Source organism: Nocardia miyunensis NBRC 108239, from assembly GCF_001613065.1.
Taxonomy (GTDB): domain Bacteria; phylum Actinomycetota; class Actinomycetes; order Mycobacteriales; family Mycobacteriaceae; genus Nocardia; species Nocardia miyunensis.
In genome coordinates, this window is record NZ_BDBQ01000074.1 from 40,579 (window position 1) to 63,959 (window position 23,381).

Annotated in this window: 20 protein-coding genes and 1 pseudogene; 8 read left to right on the plus strand and 13 right to left on the minus strand. The window is 66.5% G+C overall.

What is annotated here, in order from left to right; translation table 11 throughout:
* Positions 1–71 precede the first annotated feature (71 nt).
* The 5 genes from NM2_RS30535 to NM2_RS30555 form a co-directional block, all read right to left on the minus strand.
* Positions 72–1,325 (minus strand): fatty acid desaturase family protein, encoded by a 1,254-nt coding sequence (locus tag NM2_RS30535; RefSeq protein ID WP_067675962.1) that lies wholly within the window; start codon positions 1,323–1,325, stop codon positions 72–74.
* A gap of 97 nt (positions 1,326–1,422) precedes the next feature.
* Complete coding sequence (locus NM2_RS30540; RefSeq protein WP_067676089.1) at positions 1,423–2,919, minus strand: fatty acid desaturase; 1,497 nt, start codon at positions 2,917–2,919, stop codon at positions 1,423–1,425.
* Positions 2,920–3,026: 107 nt separating this feature from the next.
* Positions 3,027–4,175 (minus strand): ferredoxin reductase, encoded by a 1,149-nt coding sequence (locus NM2_RS30545; RefSeq protein ID WP_439956942.1) that lies wholly within the window; start codon positions 4,173–4,175, stop codon positions 3,027–3,029.
* 58 nt (positions 4,176–4,233) lie between these two features.
* Complete coding sequence (locus tag NM2_RS30550; RefSeq protein WP_067675965.1) at positions 4,234–4,797, minus strand: DUF6912 family protein; 564 nt, start codon at positions 4,795–4,797, stop codon at positions 4,234–4,236.
* A 49-nt stretch (positions 4,798–4,846) separates the two neighbouring features.
* The gene (locus NM2_RS30555) at positions 4,847–6,265 is read right to left on the minus strand and encodes a WS/DGAT/MGAT family O-acyltransferase (RefSeq protein ID WP_157121406.1); all 1,419 of its coding nucleotides are present in this window, start codon (positions 6,263–6,265) and stop codon (positions 4,847–4,849) included.
* A 388-nt stretch (positions 6,266–6,653) separates the two neighbouring features.
* Here NM2_RS30555 and NM2_RS30560 point away from each other — a divergent pair, with 388 nt between their 5' ends.
* The 4 genes and pseudogenes from NM2_RS30560 to NM2_RS30575 all read left to right on the plus strand — a co-directional run bounded on the left by NM2_RS30560 (position 6,654) and on the right by NM2_RS30575 (position 14,229).
* On the plus strand, positions 6,654–6,983 hold the full coding sequence (locus NM2_RS30560) for an Rv3235 family protein (RefSeq protein WP_084531724.1): 330 nt from the start codon (positions 6,654–6,656) through the stop codon (positions 6,981–6,983).
* 191 nt (positions 6,984–7,174) lie between these two features.
* A pseudogene (secA, locus tag NM2_RS30565) lies at positions 7,175–9,812 on the plus strand (preprotein translocase subunit SecA); the annotation flags it as partial.
* Positions 9,813–10,653: 841 nt separating this feature from the next.
* Complete coding sequence (locus NM2_RS30570; protein WP_067675974.1) at positions 10,654–12,108, plus strand: alpha/beta hydrolase; 1,455 nt, start codon at positions 10,654–10,656, stop codon at positions 12,106–12,108.
* Between the two features lie 258 nt (positions 12,109–12,366).
* The gene (locus NM2_RS30575) at positions 12,367–14,229 is read left to right on the plus strand and encodes a DNA/RNA helicase domain-containing protein (protein ID WP_369690344.1); all 1,863 of its coding nucleotides are present in this window, start codon (positions 12,367–12,369) and stop codon (positions 14,227–14,229) included.
* 42 nt (positions 14,230–14,271) lie between these two features.
* Here the strand turns inward: NM2_RS30575 and rsgA are convergent, their stop codons facing one another.
* The 4 genes from rsgA to NM2_RS30595 all read right to left on the minus strand — a co-directional run bounded on the left by rsgA (position 14,272) and on the right by NM2_RS30595 (position 18,918).
* On the minus strand, positions 14,272–15,273 hold the full coding sequence (rsgA, locus tag NM2_RS30580) for a ribosome small subunit-dependent GTPase A (RefSeq protein WP_067675977.1): 1,002 nt from the start codon (positions 15,271–15,273) through the stop codon (positions 14,272–14,274).
* Positions 15,270–16,616 carry a 3-phosphoshikimate 1-carboxyvinyltransferase gene (gene aroA, locus NM2_RS30585; protein WP_067675980.1) on the minus strand — a complete coding sequence of 449 codons (1,347 nt, stop codon included), beginning with the start codon at positions 16,614–16,616 and terminating at the stop codon, positions 15,270–15,272. The genes rsgA and aroA overlap by 4 nt, the downstream gene beginning before the upstream one ends.
* A gap of 85 nt (positions 16,617–16,701) precedes the next feature.
* Complete coding sequence (locus NM2_RS30590) at positions 16,702–17,352, minus strand: Uma2 family endonuclease (protein WP_067675982.1); 651 nt, start codon at positions 17,350–17,352, stop codon at positions 16,702–16,704.
* A 60-nt stretch (positions 17,353–17,412) separates the two neighbouring features.
* A complete protein-coding gene (locus NM2_RS30595) occupies positions 17,413–18,918 on the minus strand; it encodes an aldehyde dehydrogenase family protein (RefSeq protein ID WP_067675985.1) in 1,506 nt (501 codons plus the stop codon).
* 145 nt (positions 18,919–19,063) lie between these two features.
* Here NM2_RS30595 and NM2_RS30600 point away from each other — a divergent pair, with 145 nt between their 5' ends.
* Positions 19,064–19,834 (plus strand): SOS response-associated peptidase, encoded by a 771-nt coding sequence (locus NM2_RS30600; protein WP_067676104.1) that lies wholly within the window; start codon positions 19,064–19,066, stop codon positions 19,832–19,834.
* Between the two features lie 184 nt (positions 19,835–20,018).
* On the opposite strand, the gene NM2_RS30605 is transcribed toward NM2_RS30600, so the two are convergent.
* From NM2_RS30605 to ybaK, 3 genes are all read right to left on the minus strand, one after another.
* A complete protein-coding gene (locus NM2_RS30605; protein ID WP_157121407.1) occupies positions 20,019–20,279 on the minus strand; it encodes a hypothetical protein in 261 nt (86 codons plus the stop codon).
* Positions 20,280–20,437: 158 nt separating this feature from the next.
* Positions 20,438–20,932, minus strand: a complete 495-nt coding sequence (locus NM2_RS30610) for a MarR family winged helix-turn-helix transcriptional regulator (protein WP_067675991.1) — start codon at positions 20,930–20,932, stop codon at positions 20,438–20,440.
* Positions 20,933–21,109: 177 nt separating this feature from the next.
* Complete coding sequence (gene ybaK, locus NM2_RS30615) at positions 21,110–21,613, minus strand: Cys-tRNA(Pro) deacylase (RefSeq protein ID WP_067675995.1); 504 nt, start codon at positions 21,611–21,613, stop codon at positions 21,110–21,112.
* A gap of 272 nt (positions 21,614–21,885) precedes the next feature.
* Between ybaK and NM2_RS30620 the strand changes: the two genes are divergently transcribed.
* Both NM2_RS30620 and rsrA read left to right on the plus strand, forming a co-directional pair.
* Positions 21,886–22,593, plus strand: a complete 708-nt coding sequence (locus NM2_RS30620; RefSeq protein ID WP_067676107.1) for a sigma-70 family RNA polymerase sigma factor — start codon at positions 21,886–21,888, stop codon at positions 22,591–22,593.
* A 44-nt stretch (positions 22,594–22,637) separates the two neighbouring features.
* Entirely contained in the window at positions 22,638–22,901 is a 264-nt protein-coding gene (rsrA, locus tag NM2_RS30625; protein WP_067675998.1) for a mycothiol system anti-sigma-R factor, read from the plus strand.
* Positions 22,902–23,000: 99 nt separating this feature from the next.
* On the opposite strand, the gene NM2_RS53465 is transcribed toward rsrA, so the two are convergent.
* Positions 23,001–23,075, minus strand: coding sequence for a 50S ribosomal protein bL37 (locus NM2_RS53465; protein WP_110293457.1), 75 nt, complete (start codon positions 23,073–23,075; stop codon positions 23,001–23,003).
* Between the two features lie 90 nt (positions 23,076–23,165).
* On the opposite strand from NM2_RS53465, the gene NM2_RS30630 reads away from it, so the two are divergent.
* Positions 23,166–23,381 (plus strand): biotin/lipoyl-binding carrier protein, encoded by a 216-nt coding sequence (locus NM2_RS30630; protein WP_067676001.1) that lies wholly within the window; start codon positions 23,166–23,168, stop codon positions 23,379–23,381.

Below are 23,381 nucleotides of genomic sequence, written 5' to 3' on the forward strand. Positions count from 1 at the left end.
TGTGCCGGCAGATGAGCGCACCCCGCCCGGGATGCCGGACGGGGTGCGCTCAGGTGCTCTACGTGGCGGGCTCAGCCGATCGGCACCGCGCGGCGGGCTTCGGCGAGGCGGCGACGGCCCTGCTTCAATGCGGTGCGCAGGCCCCGGCGACGTCCAGTGACCGGGTCGATCTCGGAGACGCCGCCGAAGGCGCGCTCGGACCTGGTCTCGGGGGCGTCGTCGGTGGACCGACGCAGATATTTGTTCGGCAGCGAGAGCTTGATGATCGTGCGCCACGACTTGCCGTACTGCACCGGCAGCGAACCGGTGGTGTAGGGCAGATCGTATTTATCGCACAGCGCGCGCACCCGCACCGCGATCGAGGCGAGCCGGTTGCTCGGCAGGTCCGGGAACAGATGGTGCTCGATCTGGTGGGAGAGGTTGCCGGTCATGAAATGCAGCACGGGGCCGCCGGAGATATTGGCGCTGCCCAGCATCTGGCGCAGATACCATTCGCCCTGGGTCTCGCCGTCGATATCGGCCTTGGTGAACTTCTCGGCACCGTCGGGGAAGTGGCCGCAGAAGATCACCGCATTGGTCCATACATTGCGGATGATGTTGGCCACGATATTGGCCGAGAGCGTGGACAGGAATGCCGGGCCGGTCAGCAGCGGGAAGATCGCATAATCCTTGGCCACCTGCTTGCCGACCTTCTTCAGCACCAAGCGACGGTCCTCTTCGAACTGCTTGCGCTCCGGGCTGTCGGGGGCCCACTTCTTCTTGGCCACCTTGCCCAATTCCAGGTGCTGGATCGCCACGCCGTATTCGAAGAACATCTGCAGCAGCAGGTTGTACACCGGCTGACCGAGATAGAACGGCGCCCAGCGCTGGTCGCGCGTGACGCGCAGCAGGCCGTAGCCGATGTCGTCGTCCATGCCCAGGACGTTGGTGTACTTGTGGTGCAGGAAGTTGTGCGTGATCTTCCAGTGCGCGGACGGGCCGACGTTGTCCCACTCCCACGACGCGGAGTGGATTTCCGGATCGTTCATCCAGTCCCACTGGCCGTGCATGACATTGTGGCCGATTTCCATGTTCTCGATGATCTTGGCCGTGCCCAGCAGGGCGACGCCGGCCAGCCATGCGGGCGGGAGGAAGCTCGCGAACAGCACCGCGCGGCCGCTGATCTCGAGCGCGCGCTGGAGCCGGATCACATTGCGGATGTAGCGGGCATCGCGTTGTCCACGAGAGGCTTCGATTTCCCGCCGGATGGCATCCAGCTCTACACCGATCGCTTCCACGTCCTCCGGGGTGAGGTGCGCGTATTCCTTGACATCCGAGATCGCCATGGGGGTTACACTACCGTAGGTTACGGGCCCGTAGGTTATCTCCTGATCGATCCACAACTGTGGCGTACGCCGCATTGTGAATGTAACCAAGATATGCTTACGGGCTCCGCCGCGTCCGCTGCCGACGACGCACCCGCCACAGGGCCCGCTCCCGCAACGCGCGTCTCCACAACTGCCGCCGTTCCTCGCGCGCCTTGTCCTGCAGAGCCTGGGTGGCCTCGCGCAATGCCTGCTGTTCGTGGCGCGCCTTGTCCTGCCACGCCTGGGTCGCCTCACGCAGCGCCTGCTGTTCCTGCCGGGCCTTGTCCTGCAGGACCAGCTTGGCCTCGCGCAGGGCCTCCTTCTCCTGACGGGCCCGCTCCCGCAAAGCCACCTTCGCCTCGGCCATCGCCGAACGCAGACCGCGACGCACACCCGTTTCCGGGTCGACGACGGTCTCGGCGCTCGGCCAATACAGCGACAGCGCCGCGAATTTGCGCTCGGACGAGGTTTCGGGTGCGTCGTCGGCGGTGCGGCGCAGATATCGGTCCGGCAGCGCCAGCTTGTGAATGGTCCGGAAGGCCAGCAGATACTGTTTGCCCAGCGAGCCGGTCGTATAGGGCAGATCGTATTTGTCGCACAGTTCGCGCACCTGGACCGAGATCTCCGGATAGCGGCTGCTGGGAATGTCCGGGAACAGGTGATGCTCGATCTGGTAGCAGAGGTTGCCACTCATGAACGCCATCGACCTGCCCGCGGTGAAATTCGCGCTGCCCAGCATCTGCCGCAGATACCATTCGCCGCGAGTCTCGTCGGCGAATTGCTCCTCGGTGAATTTCTCCGCGCCGTCCGGGAAGTGACCGCAGAAGATCACCGCGTACGCCCACAGGTTGCGCAGGAGATTCGCGGTCGCATTGGCTTTCAGCGTCTGCTTCCAGGCCGGGCCGGTCAGCGCGGGATAGATCACGAAATCCTTCGCCACCTGCCGACCGGCCTTGCGGAAGAATGCCTTGTTGGGCTCGGAGAGCACCTCCCATGGCCGGACGCCGAGTTGATCCTTCTCGGCTCTGAGGTCGTGCAGCGCGATGCCCCACTCGAAGGTGGCGGCCAGCAGCAGATTCGCCAGCGGCTGGATGAGGTGGACCGGGCGCCACTGCTCGTCGCGGGTCATCCGCAGGATGCCGAATCCCAGGTCCTCATCTTTGCCCAGCACATTGGTGTAGGTGTGGTGCGAATAGTTGTGCGCGCGCTTCCACTGCCCGGAGGTGCCCGTCATATCCCACTCCCACGAGGTGGAGTGGATCTCCGGGTCGTTCATCCAATCCCATTGCCCGTGGCTGATGTTGTGCCCGAGCTCCATGTTCTCGATGATCTTGGCAATCGTCAGCAAGGTCGTGCCGGCCAGCCACGCCGTGCGCCGCTTGCCGGCGAACAGGGTGATCCGTCCCGCGGCCTCCAGGATGCGCTGCGCGCGAATGGACCGCCGGATGTACTTCGCGTCGTTCTCGCCCAGAGATGATTCGACGGTGCGCCGGATGCTGTCGAGTTCCTGTCCCAGGGCCTCGATATCCGTCTCGGTCAGATGAGCGAACGCCTTGATGTCGGTGATTGCCACAGTGCTGAGTTGCCTCGATTCGCTCGGCGCATCGTAGGTGAGGGTGATCGCGGGACGCAATGCACCAGGTGCCCTTATCGAGAGTATCGGGTTTCGGTGAATAGCGTTTACACGTCGAGTGTGCAGTCGCCTGCCGCCGCGGAAATACAGGTCTGAATTTTCTCCCCGGCCTGGTGCTCGGTGCCGTTGCGCAGGTCGCGAGCGTGTCCGTCGGTGATGGCGACCACACAGGTCTGGCAGATGCCCATCCGGCAGCCGAACGGCATCTGCACGCCCGCGTTCTCCCCGGCCTGCATCAGCGTGGTGGCCCCGTCGACCGCGACGGTGCGGCCGGATCGCGCGAAGGTGACCGTGCCGCCCTCGCCGACCGCCGACCGTTCCACCTCGAACCGCTCGACATGCAGATTGTCGCTGACATCCGCTGCCGCCCAATGGCTTTCGATGTCGTTGAGCATCTGTAGCGGGCCGCACGCCCAGGTCTGCCGCTCGCGCCAGTCCGGGTACAGCTCGTCCAGGGTGTCCAGGTCGAACTTGCCCTGCTCGCCGGTCAGGTTCACGTGCGCGGTGAAACTCGGGTGGCGCTCGTGCATCCGGCGCAGTTCCTCGCCGAACATCACATCCTGCTCGGTGCGGGCGGAATGGATGTGCACCACGTCGGGCACGCCTGCGCGCCGATCCATCGTGCGCAGCATCGCCATCACCGGGGTGATGCCGCTGCCCGCGGTGAGGAACAACACCTTCGCCGGGGGCGGCTCGGGCAGGACGAAACCGCCCTGCGGCGCGGCCAGCCGCACGATCGTGCCCTCGGGAACGCCGTTGACCAGATGGCTGGACAGGAAACCCTCCGGCATCGCCTTCACCGCGATGGAGATCACGCGCTGCTCACTCCAGTCGGGCGGGGAGGTCAGCGAGTAGGAGCGCCAGTGCCAGCGGCCCTCGACCAGGACTCCGATGCCGATGTACTGGCCCGGGGTGAACTTGAAATCGAACCCCCAGCCGGGCTTGATCACCAGCGTGACCGAATCCACGGTCTCCTTGCGCACGTCCACGATGCGGCCGCGCAGCTCGCGCGCCGACCACAGCGGGTTGATCAGATGCAGGTAGTCGTCCGGCAGCAGCGGCGTCGTGACGCGGGCGGCCACGCCGCGCAGCGCGTTGAGCCGGGTGCGACCGGCCATCTTCGCCTCGGCGACGGGGGCCTCCAGCCATGCCCGAACGCCCTGTACCGATTTCGAGACCATCGTGCGAATGCTCATTTCCCTGTGATCATGGTGATGACGCGGTTGTCGAGCCCCAAGGTTACGGCATCGTAGGTTAGAGCAGGTCGAGCAGAAACGGTAGTTCCTGGGCGGCGTACCAGGCGAGCTGGTGATCCTCGGCGTCGCCGAGGACGAATTCGGCGTCCTCGTCGCCGATGTCGGCGGCGTCGATGACGTCCACCGCCTTGGCGATCGCCGGTTCGGCCTCGGCCAGATCGACGTGGACCGAGGCGATCTGGTTGTAGGTGACGGGTGCGGACAGGCGGACCACGGCGTCGTCCAGGTCGGAGCGCAGTGTCGCGCCGGTGACGTCGGCGGCGATCACCGCGCGGCGGTAGACGGGTGCGGAGTAGTCGCCGCCGTCGTCGGGGTCCGCGTCATCGCCCGGAGTCGGTGCGCCCGCGTCGTCCGAGCCGGTGGCGATCTCGTCCGCCAGCAGTGCGGCCTCGCGCTCCTGTGCGAGCAGGCGCAGGGACGCGCGGCCCGCCTCGATCATCGCGACCTCGGCCAGTTCCTCGTCGTCACCCGAGGCGTACGCCTCGCGCAACGCCGGCGTGACGGCGAACGCCGTGTCGTTGATCGCCCGGATCTCGCGGTCGGCCACCAGCTCTCGCAGCATCGGGACGGTCGCCGGGATGTAGACCCGAAGTTTGCCTTTTCCGGCCGCTTCACTGGACGCAGGCACCGAGCATCTCCTCCATGGATTCGTGCACCGCCGCGGACAGCACGCCGATGTCGGCCATCGCATCGCGATCGGCATTGAGACCGTAGAACACCCGTCCGTCGTACGAGGTGATTCCGATACTCGTGGCCTGGTTGCGCAGCAGTGGCGAGACCGGATACATCTCCAGCATCCGCGCGCCGCCGATGTACATCGGCTGCTGCGGACCCGGTGCATTGGTGATCACCAGATTGAACGTGTGCTCAGCGAAAGTACTCGCCGCGCGCACGCTCATCGCGTGCAGGCTCGCCGGGGCGAAGCCGGCCATGTGCACGAGCGTACGCGCCCGCACACCGCGCCGGTGCCGGGAATTCGGCTCGGTGGCATGCGCGATATGCGACAGGCGGATCACCGGATTCGGTTCGCCCACCGGCAGATCGATCAGGAACGAGGAGACCTCGCTGGTCGGCCGCGGCCGGTCCCCGTGCTTGCCTTCGACGTAGACCGACATCGGCACCACCGCGCGCAGCGCGGCCGATTCGGTGAGCACCTCGCCGCGGGACTGGATGAAGATGCGCAGCGCGCCGGTCACCACGGCCAGGATGGCGTCGTTGATGGAGCAGTCGAACGCCTTGCGGATCGTGCGGTAGTCCTCGAGATCGGTGGACACCACCTCGAAACGCCGATTGCGGGAGGTCGGCGCGTTGAACGGGCTGACGGGCGTCCCGCTCGCGGCGGTCCGCACGGCCGTCACCACCCGGCCGGCCGCCTTGCCCGCGGCATCGATGAACGAGAAGGCGTCGGCCCCGGCGCGGCGCAGGACGTCCAGGGCCTCGGCGGGCTGGGTGGCCAGATCGATCACCGCCATGGCCAGCAACTCGGCCTCGCCCGGCTCGTGCTGGGTCACCCACGCCTCGGTGGCGACCTCCCGCGGATTCGGGGAGTTGTCCAGGATCACATGACCGATCTCGAAGGCCGAACTGCCGTCCACGAGCGCCGAATGAGTTTTGGTGAAGATCGCGCAGCGATCCCCGAACAGGCCTTCGATCAGGTACATCTCCCACAGCGGGCGGGTGTGATCCAGCGGGCGCGAGGACAGTTCCGCGACCAGGTCGAGCAGTTGCTCGTTCGAACCGGGTTCGGGCAGCCTCGCGCGTCGCACGTGATACGTCGGATCGAATCGGCTGTCCTGCACCCAGACCGGACGGCCGAGTTCGAACGGGACCTCGCGCACCTTGCGTCGGTAGCGCGGCACCAGCGGCAGACGACTGGACACCAGATCCAGCAGCCGGTCGTAGTCCAGCGGTCCGCACGGGCCCTCGGCGGCGGACGCGCGCACGATCGCGAGCGAGCCGATGTGCATCGGGTTGCCGCCCGTCTCGAGTCGGTAGAACGATGCGTCCTGCGGTGAGAGTCTCGTGATCACGCTGACCGGTACCCCTTTCGATGCTCGCTCCATTGTGATGCGCACCGAATCGTTCGGTGTCAGGTGTGGGACATGTCGCGAAACCGATAGGAAATCCTGTACCGGCGACCGAGCACGTGGCATGCTGTTTCGATCCGTGTCCAGGGGACCCGACAAACAGGGGGAAGACGGAATGCTCGGACCTCGGAACGACACCGACACGGCCGGTTCGGGCCGGTCACTGGCGGAGGCGCCGGCCTTCGAGCCGCCGCTGGAGTGCGCAGGGGGCATTCCGGCGCGGGCCGGGGGGTCGGTGCGACGAGGGGCCCTGCCGTGCGCGGGCGGGGTCCGGCGGCACGGCGCACCTCGTCGCTCACCGCACCACGGGCGATCGGCAACGCCGGTTCGCGTGGATGAAAACCATTCGGCGGCAAAGCAATTCGCCGAGCGAACACTGCGTCTGGTATTCGAGGTGCTGGACGGCCGCCGCAGCGCGGCACAGCTGCGGCCGCTGGCCGAGCCCGCCGTGCTCGCGGCGGTGCAGACGCTGCTGCGCACCGGAGACGGCGATCGCCGACTGGGTGCGGCCGTGCTGGTCAGCGTGCGCGTCGTGCCGGACTCGGCGGGTGCGGCCGAGGTCTTCGGCGGTTACGAACGCGGTGGCCGCCGATTCGCCGTCGCGGCCCGGATCACCGTGAAACGCGGCGACTGGCGGCTGACGGCGCTGCGTCTGCGCTGAACCGCCGTACTCTTCGGCGCACGTCGCCGACCTGCGGGGCCTGCTCACTCCGCCGCGCGAGGCATACCATGGGCCGCGCATTACCATGAACCTTGCTGCGCATCCGCGCATCGGGGATCCCGCCCGCGCGGGGTACTACAGGATGTAAGCAACGCAATACGACAACACCGACCAGAGGACTGACGAGACCCGTGCCTGCGCTGACACTGACGAGGTTGCTACGTTTTGGTGAGGGCCGCACCGTCAAGCGGCTCTCCAAGCTGGCAGACGAGGTCCTGGCTCTGGAAGAGGAGTTCGCCGATCTCAGCGACGCCGAACTGCAGGCCAAGACCGACGAGTTCCGCGACCGCCTCGTCGACGACATCACCGAGGCCCTCGAGGGCGTCGAGGACGAGCAGGAGCAGGAACGCATCGTCGCGCGGGTCAAGCAGGACTTCCTGGACCAGACTCTGCTGGAGGCGTTCGCGGTGGCCCGCGAGGCGTCCTCGCGGGTGCTGAACCAGAAGCACTACAAGGTGCAGGTGATGGGCGGGGCCGCGCTGCACATCGGCAACGTCGCGGAGATGAAGACCGGTGAGGGCAAGACCCTGACCTGTGTGCTGCCCGCCTACCTCAACGCCCTCGCCGGCGACGGCGTGCACGTGGTCACCGTCAACGACTATCTGGCCAAGCGCGACTCGGAGTGGATGGGCCGCGTGCACCGGTTCCTCGGCCTCGAGGTCGGAGTGATCCTGTCCGGGATGACCCCGGCCGAGCGCAAGGCGGCCTACGCGGCCGACATCACCTACGGCACCAACAACGAGTTCGGCTTCGACTACCTGCGCGACAACATGACGCACTCGAAGGACGATCTGGTTCAGCGCGGGCACAACTTCGCCATCGTCGACGAGGTCGACTCCATTCTCATCGACGAGGCCCGTACGCCGCTGATCATCTCCGGCCCGGCCGATGTGACCGCGTCCAAGTGGTACACCGAGTTCGCGCGCATGGCGCCGGAGATGAAGGGCATCGATACCACCGCGATGACCAGCCAGGAGCGGCAGAGCCGGGCGGCGGAGATCGAGGGGCGGTACCACTACGAGTTCGACCTGAAGAAGCGCACGGTCGGTGTGAGCACCACGGGCGTCGCGTACGTCGAGGATCAGCTGGGCATCGACAATCTGTACGAGGCGGCGAACTCGCCCCTGATCAGCTACCTGAACAACGCCCTCAAAGCCAAGGATCTGTTCGTCCGGGACAAGGACTACATCGTCCGCGACCGGGAAGTCATCATCGTCGACGAGTTCACCGGCCGGATCCTGGTGGGCCGCCGCTACAACGAGGGCATGCACCAGGCCATCGAGGCCAAGGAGGGCGTGGAGATCCAGCCCGAGAACCAGACGCTGGCCACGATCACGCTGCAGAACTACTTCCGTCTCTACGACAAGCTGGCCGGTATGACCGGTACCGCCGAGACCGAGGCGGCCGAGCTGCACCAGACCTATTCGCTCGGCGTGGTGCCGATTCCGACCAACAAGCCGATGGTCCGCAAGGACCAGGCGGATCTGATCTACAAGACCGAGGAGGGCAAGTTCTCCGCGGTCGCCGACGACATCACCGAGCGGTACGAGAGAGGGCAGCCGGTCCTGATCGGTACCACCTCCGTGGAACGTTCGGAGTATCTGTCCGAGCTGCTGACCAAGCGCGGCATTCCGCACAACGTGCTCAACGCCAAATTCCACGAGAAGGAGGCGGAGATCGTCGCCGAGGCGGGGCGGCCCGGCGCGGTCACCGTCGCGACGAATATGGCCGGTCGCGGTACCGACATCGTGCTCGGCGGCAACCCGGACATCTTGGCCGACCTGCTGCTGCGTCGGCAGGGTCTGGATCCGGTCGAGACCCCCGACGAGTACGAGGCGCACTGGCACGCGGCCCTCGAACAGGTCAAGCAGGAGGTCGACGAGGACGCCGAGGCGGTGCGCGAGGCCGGTGGGCTGTACGTGCTGGGCACCGAGCGGCACGAGTCGCGGCGTATCGACAACCAGTTGCGCGGCCGGTCCGGCCGTCAGGGCGATCCGGGTGAGTCGCGGTTCTATCTGTCGCTGGGCGACGAGTTGATGCGGCGGTTCAACGGCGCGACGCTCGAGTCGATCATGACCCGCCTGAATCTGCCCGACGACGTGCCGATCGAGGCGAAGATGGTCTCGCGGGCGATCAAGAGCGCGCAGACCCAGGTCGAGCAGCAGAACTTCGAGATCCGCAAGAACGTGCTGAAGTACGACGAGGTGATGAACCAGCAGCGCACCATCATCTACGACGAGCGTCAGCGCATTCTGGGCGACGAGGACATGGACGGCCAGGTCCAGGAGATGATCACCGACGTGGTCACCGCCTACGTCAACGCCGCGACCGCCGACGGCTACGTCGAGGACTGGGATCTGGACAAGTTGTGGACGGCGCTGAAGTCGCTGTATCCGATCACTATCGACTACAAGGATCTGACCGGCGAGAACGAGCACGACGAGATCGGCGAGCTGAGCCGCGAGGAGTTGCTCGACGCCGTGCTCGAGGACGCGCACACCGCCTACGAGCAGCGTGAGAAGGAGATCGACGACCTGGTCGGCGAGGGCAGCATGCGCACCCTCGAGCATCAGGTGCTGCTGCAGGTGCTCGATCGCAAGTGGCGCGAGCACCTCTACGAGATGGACTATCTCAAGGAGGGCATCGGCCTGCGCGCGATGGCGCAGCGCGATCCGCTCGTGGAGTACCAGCGTGAGGGTTACGACATGTTCTCCGCGATGCTCGAGGGCCTGAAGGAGGAGTCGGTCCACTACCTGTTCAACGCCAAGTTCGAGTTCGAGGCGCCGCAGCAGCCGCAGGGCACCGCGATCGACCAGGGCCTGCGCTCCCCGGTGGGCGCCCTCGTGGACGCGCCCCAGACCAACGGCACCGCGGCCCCGGCCCCCTTGCGCGCCAAGGGAATCGACGACACCACCCCGCACGGCCTGAGCTACTCGGGTCCCGACGAGGCCGGTCACGCCGCCCGCCGCAGCGCCGCCCAGGAATACGGTACCGCCGACGACACCGGCATGACCCGCCGCGAACGCCGCGAGGCCGCCCGCCACGAGGGCCGCGGCGACCGCAGCCCGAAGCCCAAGCGCCGCAGGTAGTTTCCGCGGATCAGGCGCCCGTCCCCCAGGGGCGGGCGCCCGGTCCCGGATCGCCCCCGACCAACCGATCCGATCGGGCTACCATGCCGATATGTCGAGTCCGCACAGCGATCGGCCCGACTCCCCGAGTACATGACCTGGGAGGAACTGGAGAGACTTCCGGAGGACACGGCCGCTCAGATCGAGCTGTGGGACGGGCGGGTGTGGCTGTCACGCGGTCCAGCTGAGCATCAGGAATTCACGAACTTGGTGTGGAGCGGGTTGCGTCGAGCCGTGGCCTGAACTCGAATTCTGAACGGCCCGTGGCCGGATCTTTCCGGGTTCGGGATTCGGTTGTGAAATATGTTGGGAGCGTGTTGGTCTCCCGAGTCGTAGTGCCGCGGGAGTTGCCAGGCTTGCGGTAATTTTGGTGGGTGACGAATTTCAGGGGGGCGCGTCGCGGCGTGTGTGTCGCCGTTGTCGCGGTGTGTTTCTGGTCGGTCGTATCGGCTGCGACGGCTGTCGCGGGGCCGGAGTCTTCGGTGAAATGGCAACGGTGCGTCGATGATTCGCGGATCGAGTGTGCCACGTTGGAGGTTCCGCTGGACTATGGTGATCCGGGTGGGGCGCGCGTAGGTGTCGCGCTGGCCGAGCTTCCGGCCCGTAAGCCGGGTGAGCGACTCGGGACGCTGGTGATCAATCGTGGCGGCCCGGGGTACTCCTCGATCGAATATCTGAATCAGATTGTGGCCGGGCAGGTTCGGGCGCCGTGGGACGATCGGGTCCGGGACCGGTACGACATCGTCGCGGTGGATCAGCGCGGGGTCGGCAGGGCGACGCCCGCGGTCCGGTGTTTCGATTCCGATCAGGCGGCGGCCGTGTTCGGGGCCGGTGTGCCGCTTGTGCCGCAGGGGCCGGTGGAGATCGCACAGCGCACGGCCAAGGATGCGGAATTCGCCGCCGACTGCCGACAGCACAGCGGCAGTCTGCTCGACCATCTGTCGACGGCGACCGTCGCTCGCGACCTCGATACCATCCGAGCCGCGCTGGGTGAGTCGCGGCTGAACTATCTCGGGCAGTCCTACGGCACTGCACTCGGTGCGGTCTATGCCGCGATGTTCCCGCAGCGAGTGGGTTCGTTCGTGCTGGACAGTATCGAGGATCCGGTGCAGACGACGAATGCCGCGGCCGGTTCGATCCTGTCGGAACGGATGGACTCGGACGAGTCGAGCCAGCAGGTCGTGCACGAGTTCCTCCGCCTGTGTGCGCAGGGTGAGAACTGCGCCTTCGCCCAGGACGACCCGTGGAAGGCGTTTCCGGCTGTACTGGCCTCGTTGCGTGCGAAACCTGTCACGCTGACCGGTCCGAACGGCGTGTCCGTCTCGGTGACCTACGAAGACTACGTCCACTCGCTCGGCGAATTCGTGTATCAACCGGTGATGTGGCCGTTGCTGGCTGCCGGGTTGCACGTGATATATCGGGCCCAGCTGGCCGAACGTCCAGCGACGGCACACGTCGCCGCGCCCGCAGACGATGATTTCAGCACCCCGTACTCGGGGAGTGTCCAACCGCCTTTCTACGCTTTCACCTGTAATGACACCGCACTGCCCCACTTCGCCCCCGCATGGTGGGCAGCGAGCGCCCAACGAGCAACGCTCGCACCGGATTTCGCCGCCGTCCGCGCCTACGAAACCAGCCCCTGCGCCTTCTGGCAGGCATCATCCACCGACCGCTACACCGGCCCGTGGGATATCCACACCGCGAACCCGGCCCTCCTGCTCAACAACCGCTTCGACCCCGCCACCCCCCTGCCCGGCGCCATCGACCTGGCCGCCCACCTGTCCGGCAGTCGCCTCCTGATCAACGAAGGCTGGGGTCATATCGTCACCGACAAGTCCACCTGCGCACTCCGCGCCGTATCGAATTACCTTGTATCGGGCCAACTCCCGAGCCCCGGAGCCCACTGCACCCCGGACGTCACTCCGTTCGCATCCTGACAAAGCCGATCGTGATGCGTCTTCCGAGCGTCTTCGAGTGTCACACCCAGCTCCGGGCGATGCACGTGGGGGCGGCCCGAATTACGTTGCGGGACATCGGCACGGCGGGGCTCCGCATCCGTATTCGTTCGGTACGTTAGTATCTCGTCGTCAGGTTGCGGGCCCGACGGGCTTCCACGGGTTTGGATATGCCCCCACCGCACGAGAATTCGTGCTGCCGGGGGTGTTGTGTTGTCGAATCGGGTGTACCGATCGTCCGTGCAAGAAGTGCTGGATCTGTCCATCGAGCAACAATTGTCGGCGATGGTTGCCAAGCACCTCGGGCGGACACGTCGGCAGCGGCCATCCTCCGAAGAGCGCTCATGGGACGTGAGCCTGCCCCTGATCGCGGAGGACCTGAAGACGGTGGGGCTCGGGCAGATCGAGATGCTCATCGAGTACCAGCTGCCGGAGTCGAGCCGCAGGGCCGACGTGATTCTCAGTGGTGTCCATCCGGAGACGGGGGCGGACAACTACGTCGTCGTCGAATTGAAGCAGTGGAGCAGCGCCACACTCGCCCACCACAGCGATCGCATCGTCCGAGCCTCCGGTATCCCGGATGAGCAGCTGCATCCGATCGACCAGGTGAGTGGCTATTGCGGCTATCTGACCCAGTACGTCGAGGTGCTCCATGATCGGCCGGACGCGGTGCACGGAGTTGCCTACCTGCACAACGCGACCGAGAACTCCGTCAGTGCGCTGCGCGAGCGGCCGCCGGAGGACTCCGGCCGGATGTTCACCGGTGAGCAGCACGACGAATTCTTGACCTACCTGAAGAGTCAGTTCGCCCCGGACGCCGATACCGGGGCAGCGGATCGATTGCTGCAGAGCGCGATTCGACAGAAGCAGAATCTGTTCAGCTTCACCGGCGCCGAACTTCGTGCGGCCACACAGTATTCGCTGCTCGATCATCAGAAGCTCGCGTACGAGACGGTGATGAACCGGGTCAGCTTGTCCAGGCAAGCCGATCAGAAGAGCGTCGTCATCGTGACCGGCGGACCCGGCAGCGGAAAAAGTCTCATCGCGGCCTCACTGTTGGCCGAACTGCATCGGGACGGATATCGGGTACGTCACGCGACGGGCTCCCTGGCATTCACCGAATCGCTCCGAAAATTTCCGGGCAAGGGATCGACCGAACTGCAGGGACTGTTCAAATACTTCCGGAACTTCTCCGACGCGGGGAAAAATGATCTGGACGTGCTGATCTGCGACGAGGCACACCGGGTTCGAGAGGTGTCCACGAACCGCTTCACTCCGGCGGCGAAGCGCACGAAACGTCCTCAGATCGATGAGTTGATGGCCGTGGCTCGGGTGCCGGTGTTCCTTCTCGACGAGAATCAGGTCGTTCGCCCGGACGAGATCGGTACGGTCAAGGCGATCAGGGAACACGCGGTACGTTCCGGCTATCTGGTACACCACGTCGAACTGGACGGTCAGTTCCGGTGCGGCGGCAGCGCCGAATACGACGAGTGGGTGCGCCGACTGCTCGAACTCAGGGTCGGGGGCCCGACCCCGTGGCCCGGCGATCCGCGGTTCGACGTGCGGATCGCGTCGTCGCCCCGGGAGATGGAAGACTTTCTGCGGGACAAGAATTCCGACGGGATGACCGCGAGGATGGCGGCCGGTTACTGCTGGCCGTGGAGCTCTCCGAAAGAGGACGGCACCCTGGTCGAGGACGTCGTGATCGGCGACTGGTCCCGGCCGTGGAATCTCCGGGGTGATCGCGCTGTGGGTGACGCTCCGCCGAGTCCGCTGTGGGCGACCGATCCGCGAGGATTCGGCCAGGTCGGCTGCATCTATACCGCTCAGGGATTCGAATACGACTGGTCCGGGGTCATCATCGGGCCTGATCTCGTGGTCCGAAACGGACATTTGACCACCGTGCGACAGGCCACCAAGGACACGACGCTCAAAGGAACGAAGAAAGACCCGGTATCGGACGAGGAGTTCGATGTCCTGGTGCGAAACATCTACAAGGTGCTGCTGACCCGCGGCATGCGTGGTGTCGTGATCTACTCCGTGGATCCCGAAACCCGGGAATTCCTGTCCGGTCTGGTGAACCGCGATCTGTCGGTGCAGTAGAGCTCGTCGCGGTTCTGTGCCTGGGAACGCTGGTTGGTTGCGCTAGCCGTTGCCCATGACCCACGGGTCGTTGGAGTTGAGGGCGACGAGTAGGAGGCGGATGGCGGCTACTCGGCGTTCCTTGCCGGGTAGTTCGTCCAGGGCGCATTCGGGGTCGGCGGGTGGGCCGAGGTGGGTGCAGCCTCGGGGGCAGTTCTCGGTGGCTTCGGCGAGGTCGGTGAAGGCGGCGATGACGTCGTCGGGGGTGATGTGGGCCAGGCCGAAGGAGCGGATGCCGGGGGTGTCGATGATCCAGCCGCCGTCGGTGAGGGGCAGAGCCAGGGACTGGGTCGAGGTGTGGCGGCCCTTGCCTACGCCGGAGACGTCGCCTACAGCTCGATCCGCTTGTGGGACAACGCGATTGACCAGGGTGGACTTGCCGACGCCGGAGTGGCCGAGCAGGCAGGTGAGTTTGTCGTGCAGTAGGTCGTGCACCGCGTCGAGGAGGTCGTCGCGGCCGCCGTAGACGATGGTCAGATCCAGATCGTCGAAGGCGGCGGCGAATTCCGACTCGGCGGCCAGGTCGTGTTTGGTCAGGCACAGAATCGGTTGCAGCCCACCGGCATACGCCGCGGCCATGGCGCGCTCGACGAATCCGGTGCGCGGCGGGGGATCGGCCAGGGCGACCACGATGAACAGCTGCTCGGCGTTGGCGACCACGATCCGCTCGTACGGATCGGTGTCATCGGCGGTGCGCCGCAACACCGTTGCGCGATCGGCGACCCGCACGATGCGGGCCAGGGAGTCCGGTTTACCGGACAGATCGCCGACCACGTCCACCTGATCGCCCACCACGATCGGGGTGCGGCCCAACTCGCGGGCGCGCATCGCGACGATGGGCCGATCCGGATCCCCGTCCAGCACACAGCTCCAGCGCCCGCGATCGACCGAGGTGACCATCGCCGCGCGCGCGTCCCGGTGTTCGGGACGATTCTTGGTGCGCGGACGAGAGCCCCTGCCCGGGCGCACCCGGACATCGGACTCGTCGTACTCGCGCCGCTTCAGTGCGCCGACCCCGCCGCGTCGTCGACAGGGGCCGTGCCGTCAGCGGAAAGCATTGCCTCCCACAGGGATACGAAATCCGGCAGGGTCTTGGCGGTGGTGCCGACATCCTCCACCCGCACGCCGGGCACCCGCAGACCCAGGATCGCGCCCGCGGTGGCCATCCGGTGATCCGCGTAGGAGTGCCACGGCCCGCCCTGCAGCGGTGTCGGCACGATGGTCAGCCCGTCGTCGGTCTCGGTGACCTTGCCACCGAGCCGGTTGATCTCGGTGGACAGCGCCGCCAGCCGATCGGTCTCGTGCCCGCGCAGATGTGCGATGCCCCGCAGCCGCGACGGCGAATCCGCAAGTGCCGCAAGGGCGGCCACCGTCGGGGTGAGTTCGCCGACATCGTGCAGATCGATATCGATCCCGGCCAGCCGATCGGGCCCGCGCACGACGAGCTTGCCGTGGGCGCGGCGCACCTCGGCCCCCATGCGCACCAGGATCTCCCGGATGACGTCCCCCGGCTGCGTGGTCAGCTGCGGCCAGTGCGGAATGGTCACCTCGCCGGCGGTCACCGCGGCTGCGGCCAGGAACGGCGTCGCATTGGACAGATCGGGCTCGACCTCCCAGTCCACGCCGTGGATCGGGCCCGGCGCGACCGTCCAGATCTGCTCGCGGCGTGGATCGGTGGGCGCGGTGACCTCGACGTCGGCCTGCCGCAACATCTGCACGGTCATCTCGATATGCGGCATCGAGGGCAGCGGGGCGCCCTTGTGATGCACCGTCAGCCCCTCGGTGAAGCGTGCCGCGGACAGCAGCAGCCCGGAGACGAACTGCGAGGAGCCCGACGCGTCGATGGTCACCGATCCGCCGCGCAGCGCGCCGTCGCCGTGCACCGTGAACGGCAGGGTGTCGCCGTCGATGGTGACGCCGAGCCCGCGCAGCGCGTCCAGGATGGTGCGCAGCGGCCGCAGCGCGGCCTGATCGTCGCCGAAGAACGCGACGTCGCCGTGGGCCAGCGCCGCCACCGGAGGCAGGAAGCGCATGACGGTTCCGGCGAGTCCGCAGTCGACGCTCGCGCCGGTCAACTCGGCGGGGGTGACGGCGAGAGTGTCGGCGTCACCGCTGATCTCGGCGCCCATCGCCCGCAGCGCCGCGATCATGAGGTTGGTGTCGCGACTGCGCAGCGCCCCGGTGATGGTCGAGGGGCGATCGGCGAGCGCGGCGAGGATCAGGGCCCGGTTGGTGATGGATTTGGACCCGGGCAGGGGCACGGTCGCGTGGACGGGTTGCTCGGTATGGGGCGCTGGCCAGAGACTCACACCACCATCTTCGCCTATCGGTTGATTCGGGATGCGCATGGTCATGAACTCGCAGCAAATGCACAAGCCCGCGGCGGGGAAACCGGCGCGGGCTTATGAGATTTCACCGGGCGTGGCGGGGTGTTCAGAACTCGAGTTCGGACCAGGGGATGGAGATGGGGAACGGATGAACGATCTCCACGCCGTTCTCGTCGGCGTGTGTCCATTCGCCGACGAGGATGTAGTTGGCCCGGTGCAGTGCTCGGACTCCGTCCGGCAGTTGTCCGGAGCGTGTCTCCAGTGCGAAGGCACGCACTGTATCGATCGCGCTGTCGTCGCGGGCCAGCTCGACTTCCCAGTACCAGGGGATTCCACCTCCGGCGTAGCGGGCCCGCTTGGCCTCGATCTCCGAGACGCTGTTGGAAGGGGAGAGAACTTCTCCGACCAAGACCACATCGTCGGCGCGAACGTCCTGGTACGGGGCACCGAGACAGCGGTGCACCAGGAAGTCGGGGGTCATGAAGTCGGATTTCCCGGTCTGCCCGAAGAAGACGTTGGTCTCGAGATTGGCGATCCAGCAGTGCTCGGTTCGGTCCGACATGTCCTTGCGGGCGGAGCGCTCGAGGGAATTCGTCAGTCGGCGAGTAAACATCTGATGTTCCCCCGGCCCGCGCCGCGCCCACACGACATGACCTTCCCACAATTCGATCTGCGCGGCGATCTCTTCCGGTAGACGCTCCAGTTCCTCCCACGTCATGGTCTCGGGGAGATCGGGCCGGACGTATGGCGTGGACATGCCGAAATGATAGCCCGGCCCCCAGGTGGCCGGTGATTTTCCACCGGCCACCCGAACCCGCTACTTGTGCCGCCCGTGCAGGATCGGCACCACCCGGCGCAGCAGCTTCATCGTGCTCGAGGTACGTGAGTAGCTCAGCAACGCCATACCCGGAATCGCGAAGCGCTGCACCGCGATCGAATGCGGCACGGTGAACTCCAGCATGCCGGGCGCGCCGTGGATGCGGCCGATACCCGAGTCGCGGCCGCCGCCGAAGGGCAGTGCGGAGATCGCCGCGAAACCGAGCACCGCGTTGACCGAGGTGGCCCCGGCCTTGATCCGGCGGGCGATCTCCAGGCCTTGCTTTCGCGAGAACACCGTCGAACCCAGCGAGTAGGTCGAGTTGTTGGCCAGTTCGATCGCCTCGTCGATGTTGTCGACGGTGCGGATGGTGACGGTCGGGCCGAAGGTCTCCTCGCGCACGGCGGCCGAGTCCTCGTCCACGTCGACCAGGACGACCGGTTCGATGAACGGTCCCTTGATCGAGTCGAGGCCGCCGAGCACGGCGGTGCCGCCGTTGTTCAGCGCGTCCTCGATGTGGCGGCGCACGACGTCGATCTGGCTGGGCATGGTCATCGGGCCGTAGTCGGCCTTGGCGTCCGAGCCCGGGTGCACGCCGGACAGGATCCGCTTGACCTCGGCGACGAACTTGTCGCGGATCGAGGCGTCCACGTAGACGCGTTCGACGCCCGCGCAGGTCTGGCCGCTGTTCATGGTCGCGCCGTAGGCGACCGCGTCGGCGGCGGCGGTGACGTCGGCGTCGGCCGCGACGATCACCGCGTCCTTGCCGCCGCATTCCAGCAGCACCGGGGTCAGCCGCTCGGCCGCCGCGGCCATGATCTTCTTGCCGGTGGCCGCCGATCCGGTGAACGCGATCTTGTCGATATCCGCGCGCACCAGCGCCGCGCCGGTCTCGCCGTAGCCGTTGATCGTGGTGAAGACCCCGCCGGGCAGTTCGGGATTGGCCTCGGTGAACGCCTGGGCGACGAAATTGCCTATGCCGGTGGAGAATTCGCTCGGCTTGTAGACCACGGCATTACCCGCGGCCAGGGCGTAGGCGATCGAGCCGTTGGGGGTGTAGATCGGGTAGTTCCAGGGCCCGATCACGCCGATCACGCCGAGCGGACGCTGCTCGATGTACGCGCCGAAGTTGGACATCAGCGCGCCGGGGGAGACCTTCTTGGTCTTCAGGACCTTCTCGGCGTTCTTGGCCGCCCAGGAGATGTGCTCGAGGGTCAGCATCAGTTCGAGGAACGCGTCGTCGCGGGTCTTGCCGTTCTCGGCGTGGATCAGATCGCAGAGTTCATCGGATTTCTCGACCAGCCGGGTGGCCCACCGCAGCAGATATCGCTTGCGGTCGGCGTAGCTCAGCGCACCCCAGCTTCCGGCGGCGGTGCGGGCCTTGGCGACGGCCGCGGCCACCGCCTCCTCGTCGGCGATCGGATGCGTATCGATGACCTCGCCCGTGGCCGGGTTGACCGAGGTCAGCACGGTCCGTCGGGCGGTTGTCGGATCGGTGGTGGACATGGTTTCGGCGACCCCTAGTGAGAAAGTGAGTGCATGAAGTTCTCATAGCTTGGATATGGACAGCTTAGATATGAAGTCACCCGCCATCACATGTAATTCCGGCCAATCTGGACGGCCGTTGCGGCAGCTCTTTAGCATGGTTCACATGTGCGGCAGATATGCGACCACGGTGAATCCGGGCCGTCTGGCGGCCGAACTCGATGCGATAGATGAGACGGGTGATGCGCCCGTCGAGCCCAATTACAATGTCGCGCCGACCAATCAGGTGCTGACGGTGGTCGAGCGGCACGATCGCGACCATCCCGACGACGCCGCTCGACTGCGGATCCGGCGGATGCGCTGGGGTCTGATCCCGGTGTGGACCAAGGCGGCCGAACCCGGCGTGCCGGTGAAGGGGAAGCCGCTGTTCAACGCGCGCGCCGATCGCGCCGCCGAGGCGCCGTCCTTCCGCGATGCGGTGCGGAAACGCCGCTGCCTGGTGCCGATGGACGGCTGGTACGAGTGGGTCGTGGAGGGTGATTCGACGACCAAGGGCAAGGCCGTCAAACGTCCCTACTACATGTCCCGGGCCGACGGTTCGCCGCTCTACATGGCCGGGCTGTGGTCGATCTGGCGTGATCGCGCCCAGGGGGAGATGGATCCGCTGCTGTCCTGCACGATCCTGACCACCGACGCGATCGGCGACCTGACCGCGATCCACGACCGGATGCCGCTGATGATGCCGCGCGAGCAGTGGTCCGCCTGGCTCGACCCGGACCACCCCGCACCGCATGAGCTTCTGGAAACCCCTGGGCCGGAACGGGTTTCGGACATCGTGGTGCGGGAGGTCCCGTCGCTGGTGAACAGCGTCCGCAACAACGGCCCCGAACTGCTGAGCCGGGTGGAGGACCAGCCCGGACAGACCAGCCTGCTGTAATTTCGGCCTCCGCTCCGCTCCGGCGGGTTTGCAGTGCGCTTCGCTCCGGCGGGTTTGCGGCGCCCGGAGGCTCACCGCCCGGCACCGTGCCGGGCGCTCGTTCCTCGCACCTGCCACGCGTCCGGGCGGCGAGCCGCGCCGCAAACTCGAGGTGGGCGAATCGGACGTGGCTCGGGCTTGGGTACTACTCGCAGCGGACGCTCGGGGCAATGAGGTTGAGCGTGCATTTGGTGAGCTCCGCGCTCATATCGATGATCCGCGTGACGATATCCCCGCCCCGGTCCTGCACCCTCTCGGCCTGCTCGCCGAGATCGTAGGGGTCGGAATGGCCGGGGGCTTCGTTCTGCGCGCCGCCGAGCGGGTAGTCGGGATTTCCCTGCGGCTCGGCGGCGGCGGTGGCGGCGCCGAAGGTGAGGATCACGCCGCCGCACAGGGCGATGATCATGGCGCGAACGGACTGTCGGTGGAACATGCGCATCACATCCTCGGATCGACGGAACGGGCCCGTCAAGTAAACGCACACCGGGGAGTGCCGCACGTGATTTGGGTATTCGCGCTCGTAGCTCAGCGTGTTCTCGAGGAGTTCTCGAGCGGACGCGGTGGTTACCGGGGCTTCTCCGGCGCGGGATCCTTCGGATGCAGAGTGAGGATGGTCTCGCGTGCCTGTTCGTAGTCGTCGACGAAGCGGCGCATCATCTGCCCGAGTTCGGCGCGCTCCGATTCGCTCCAGTGTTGCAGGACGCTGTCCAGCATCGCGTTGCGGCGCTGCCGCAGCGCGGTGGCCAGTTCCCGTCCCGCGTCGGTGACGGCCAGGACGCTGGCGCGGCCGTCGGCCGGATCGGCGCGACGTTCGATGAGTCCGCGTTTGACCAGTGCGGCGGCCTGGCGGCTGATGGTGGAGGCGTCGGAGTACAGCAGTTCGGCCAGTGCGCCCGAGCGCATCGGGCCGTCGTAGAGCAGCCGGAAGATGATCGAGTAAGCTGCTGCCTCGATCTCACCGTGGGAGGCGGCCGAGATCTGCGCGTTGGTGCGCTCCCGGATTCGGCCCAGGCGGATCAACTGCAGGGCGATGAGATCGATCGCCTCGTCGTGGTCCATGGACGCCCTCCTCGGGAACCGCAACACTGGCCGACGCGGTCAATTGCTTGAATAATCCAACTAGTTGTACTAGGCAAGTATGTGTCAGGCTGTGGGGGATATGCAAGGCGGCCGCTGTGGCGTTCCGTCGTCGCAGGTCGGCGAGGGTGCTGTCCGAGATGTCCGGGTTGTGAATTCTCAGGCGGCGGTGATCGCGGCCGTGGCCGCCGAGGTGAGCCGCACCAGATCCTGCGGCGCGAGTTCGATCTCCAGACCGCGTCGTCCGGCGCTGCACAGCATCCGATCCCAGTCCAGGGCCGAGGCATCGATCACCGTCGGCAGCGCGCGCTTCTGGCCCAGCGGGGAGATTCCGCCCAGCACGTAGCCGGTGGTCCGTTCGGCCTTGGTCTTGTCGGCCATGACCGCCTTCGACGCACCCAGCGCCGCGGCGGCGGCCTTGAGCGAGAGCGTCGCGGGGACCGGCAGCACCGCGACCGCCAGCCGGGGTGCGCCCGACCCGCCCGACAACTCGATCACCAGCGTCTTGAAGATCTGCCCGGCCTGCACGCCCAGCCGTTCGGCCAGGGCCGAGACCGCCTCGGCCCCGAACGAGTCGTTGCGCGGATCGTGCGGATAGGTGTGCACGCGATGAGCCACCTCGGCCTGGGTCACTGCGCGGATCGCGGGGGTCGGGGCAGCCATGCCGGTCACCCTAGGACGGGCCGCCGGGCCCGGCCAAGCGGTGTGCCCGGCAGCGCGGGAACACAGCGGCCCCGGCGCATGTTGCATGCGATACGACACGCATCCCAACCCGTGAGAATCGAAGGAGTCTGCCGGTGACGGTTCTGATCGACGAACGTCCGCTGCGCACAGCGTCGTCCGCGGTGCTCACCGCGATCCCGGTGCCTCCCGTCACCGGATTCCCGCTGCCCACATCGCTCACGGTAGATTCTGTGACTACGGCGATCGAAGGGATGGGCGTGACGAGCGACGACGATTTGGCGGCCGATCGCCTGGACGGTGCGGCCGAGACGCGGAAATCGGGCGGTGACGCCGAGGCGCGGGAATCGGCCGCGTCCGCGGATCCCGCCGAGTTGGCGCAGCGGTTCGAGCGCGATGCGCTCCCGCTGCTGGACCAGCTCTACGGCGCGGCGCTGCGGATGACCCGCAACCCCGCCGACGCGGAGGATCTGGTGCAGGAGACCTTCGCGAAGGCGTACCAGGGCTTCCGGTCCTTCCGGGAGGGCACCAACCTGCGGGCCTGGCTGTACCGGATCCTGACCAACACCTACATCAACTCCTACCGCAAGAAGCAGCGTCAGCCCGCGCAGTATCCGACCGACGAGATCACCGACTGGCAGCTGGCCGCCACGGCCGAGCACACCTCGACGGGTCTGCGTTCGGCCGAGATGGAGGCGCTGGAGGCGCTGCCGGACGACGACATCAAGGCCGCGCTGCAGGAACTTCCCGAGGAGTTCCGCATGGCGGTGTACTACGCCGACGTGGAGGGCTTCCCCTACAAGGAGATCGCCGAGATCATGGGCACTCCGATCGGCACGGTCATGTCCCGGCTGCATCGCGGTCGCAAGCAGCTCAAGGGGCTGCTCGCCGATGTGGCCCACGAGCGGGGGTTCGATCGAAACCAGGCGGGGGACGGGGCGCGTCAGGAGGTCACCCAGTGAGTGGGCACCAGCACAGCGAGCGCGGGACCGAAGGGGATGCGGATATGAAGCTGGACTGCACGGCGGTACTCGCCGATGTCTGGCTGATGCTCGACGGCGAATGCGATCAGGCCACTCGCGAGCGTTTGCAGCACCATCTGGAGACCTGCTCGCCGTGTATCGACGCGTACGGCCTCGAGGAGAAGCTCAAGCGGCTGCTCAACCGCAAGTGCGGCGGCGACCGGGCCCCGGATTCACTGCGCGAGCGATTGACCGTGGAGATCCGGCGTTCGATCACCGTGACCGACAGCACGATCGAGAACCCCTGACAGCAGAGCGGCACGCCTCAACGAAAAGGCGTGCCGCTCAGTGCATTTCATCGGCGCGTAGGTTGTCTGCACACGGCGCCGGGCGAAGCCACGAACGATTCAGCTGTTCGGACGCTTGCCGTGATTGGCTGCGTTGCCCTTGCGGCTGCGCTTCTTACGACCACGCTTTCCCATGATTTCTCCCTTCTGATCGAAAGACATTGTTCCACGTGTGGTTGGCTATACCTTCAGCTGGTCGATCACGTCGAACTCCGGAAGGGTGCCATGGCTGAGGAAGTACTCGCGGAGATGGTCTCCACCGTCTTCGAGATCGTCGCGCGGGAGGGCGCGGCCGTCGCCGAGGGTGACACCCTGGTGCTGCTGGAGTCGATGAAGATGGAGATCCCCGTCGTCGCCGAGGGCCCCGGCACGGTCGCCTCGATCAACGTGAAGCCCGGTGACGTCCTGCAAAAGGGCGACCTGATCGCAGTGATCTCGTAG

Bases quoted from the DNA above. Each gene is read 5' to 3' on its own strand.
- rsrA (WP_067675998.1), top strand. From the start codon at position 22,638: ATGAAGCTGGACTGCACGGCGGTACTCGCCGATGTCTGGCTGATGCTC.
- NM2_RS30605 (WP_157121407.1), bottom strand. From the start codon at position 20,279: ATGATCATCGCCCTGTGCGGCGGCGTGATCCTCACCTTCGGCGCCGCC.
- aroA (WP_067675980.1), bottom strand. From the start codon at position 16,616: ATGCGCATCCCGAATCAACCGATAGGCGAAGATGGTGGTGTGAGTCTC.
- NM2_RS30610 (WP_067675991.1), bottom strand. From the start codon at position 20,932: ATGGACCACGACGAGGCGATCGATCTCATCGCCCTGCAGTTGATCCGC.
- NM2_RS30620 (WP_067676107.1), top strand. From the start codon at position 21,886: ATGGGCGTGACGAGCGACGACGATTTGGCGGCCGATCGCCTGGACGGT.
- NM2_RS30600 (WP_067676104.1), top strand. From the start codon at position 19,064: ATGTGCGGCAGATATGCGACCACGGTGAATCCGGGCCGTCTGGCGGCC.
- NM2_RS30535 (WP_067675962.1), bottom strand. From the start codon at position 1,325: ATGGCGATCTCGGATGTCAAGGAATACGCGCACCTCACCCCGGAGGAC.
- NM2_RS30595 (WP_067675985.1), bottom strand. From the start codon at position 18,918: ATGTCCACCACCGATCCGACAACCGCCCGACGGACCGTGCTGACCTCG.
- NM2_RS30550 (WP_067675965.1), bottom strand. From the start codon at position 4,797: ATGCTGCGAGAGCTGGTGGCCGACCGCGAGATCCGGGCGATCAACGAC.
- NM2_RS30590 (WP_067675982.1), bottom strand. From the start codon at position 17,352: ATGTCCACGCCATACGTCCGGCCCGATCTCCCCGAGACCATGACGTGG.
- NM2_RS30545 (WP_439956942.1), bottom strand. From the start codon at position 4,175: ATGAGCATTCGCACGATGGTCTCGAAATCGGTACAGGGCGTTCGGGCA.
- ybaK (WP_067675995.1), bottom strand. From the start codon at position 21,613: ATGGCTGCCCCGACCCCCGCGATCCGCGCAGTGACCCAGGCCGAGGTG.
- NM2_RS30630 (WP_067676001.1), top strand. From the start codon at position 23,166: ATGGCTGAGGAAGTACTCGCGGAGATGGTCTCCACCGTCTTCGAGATC.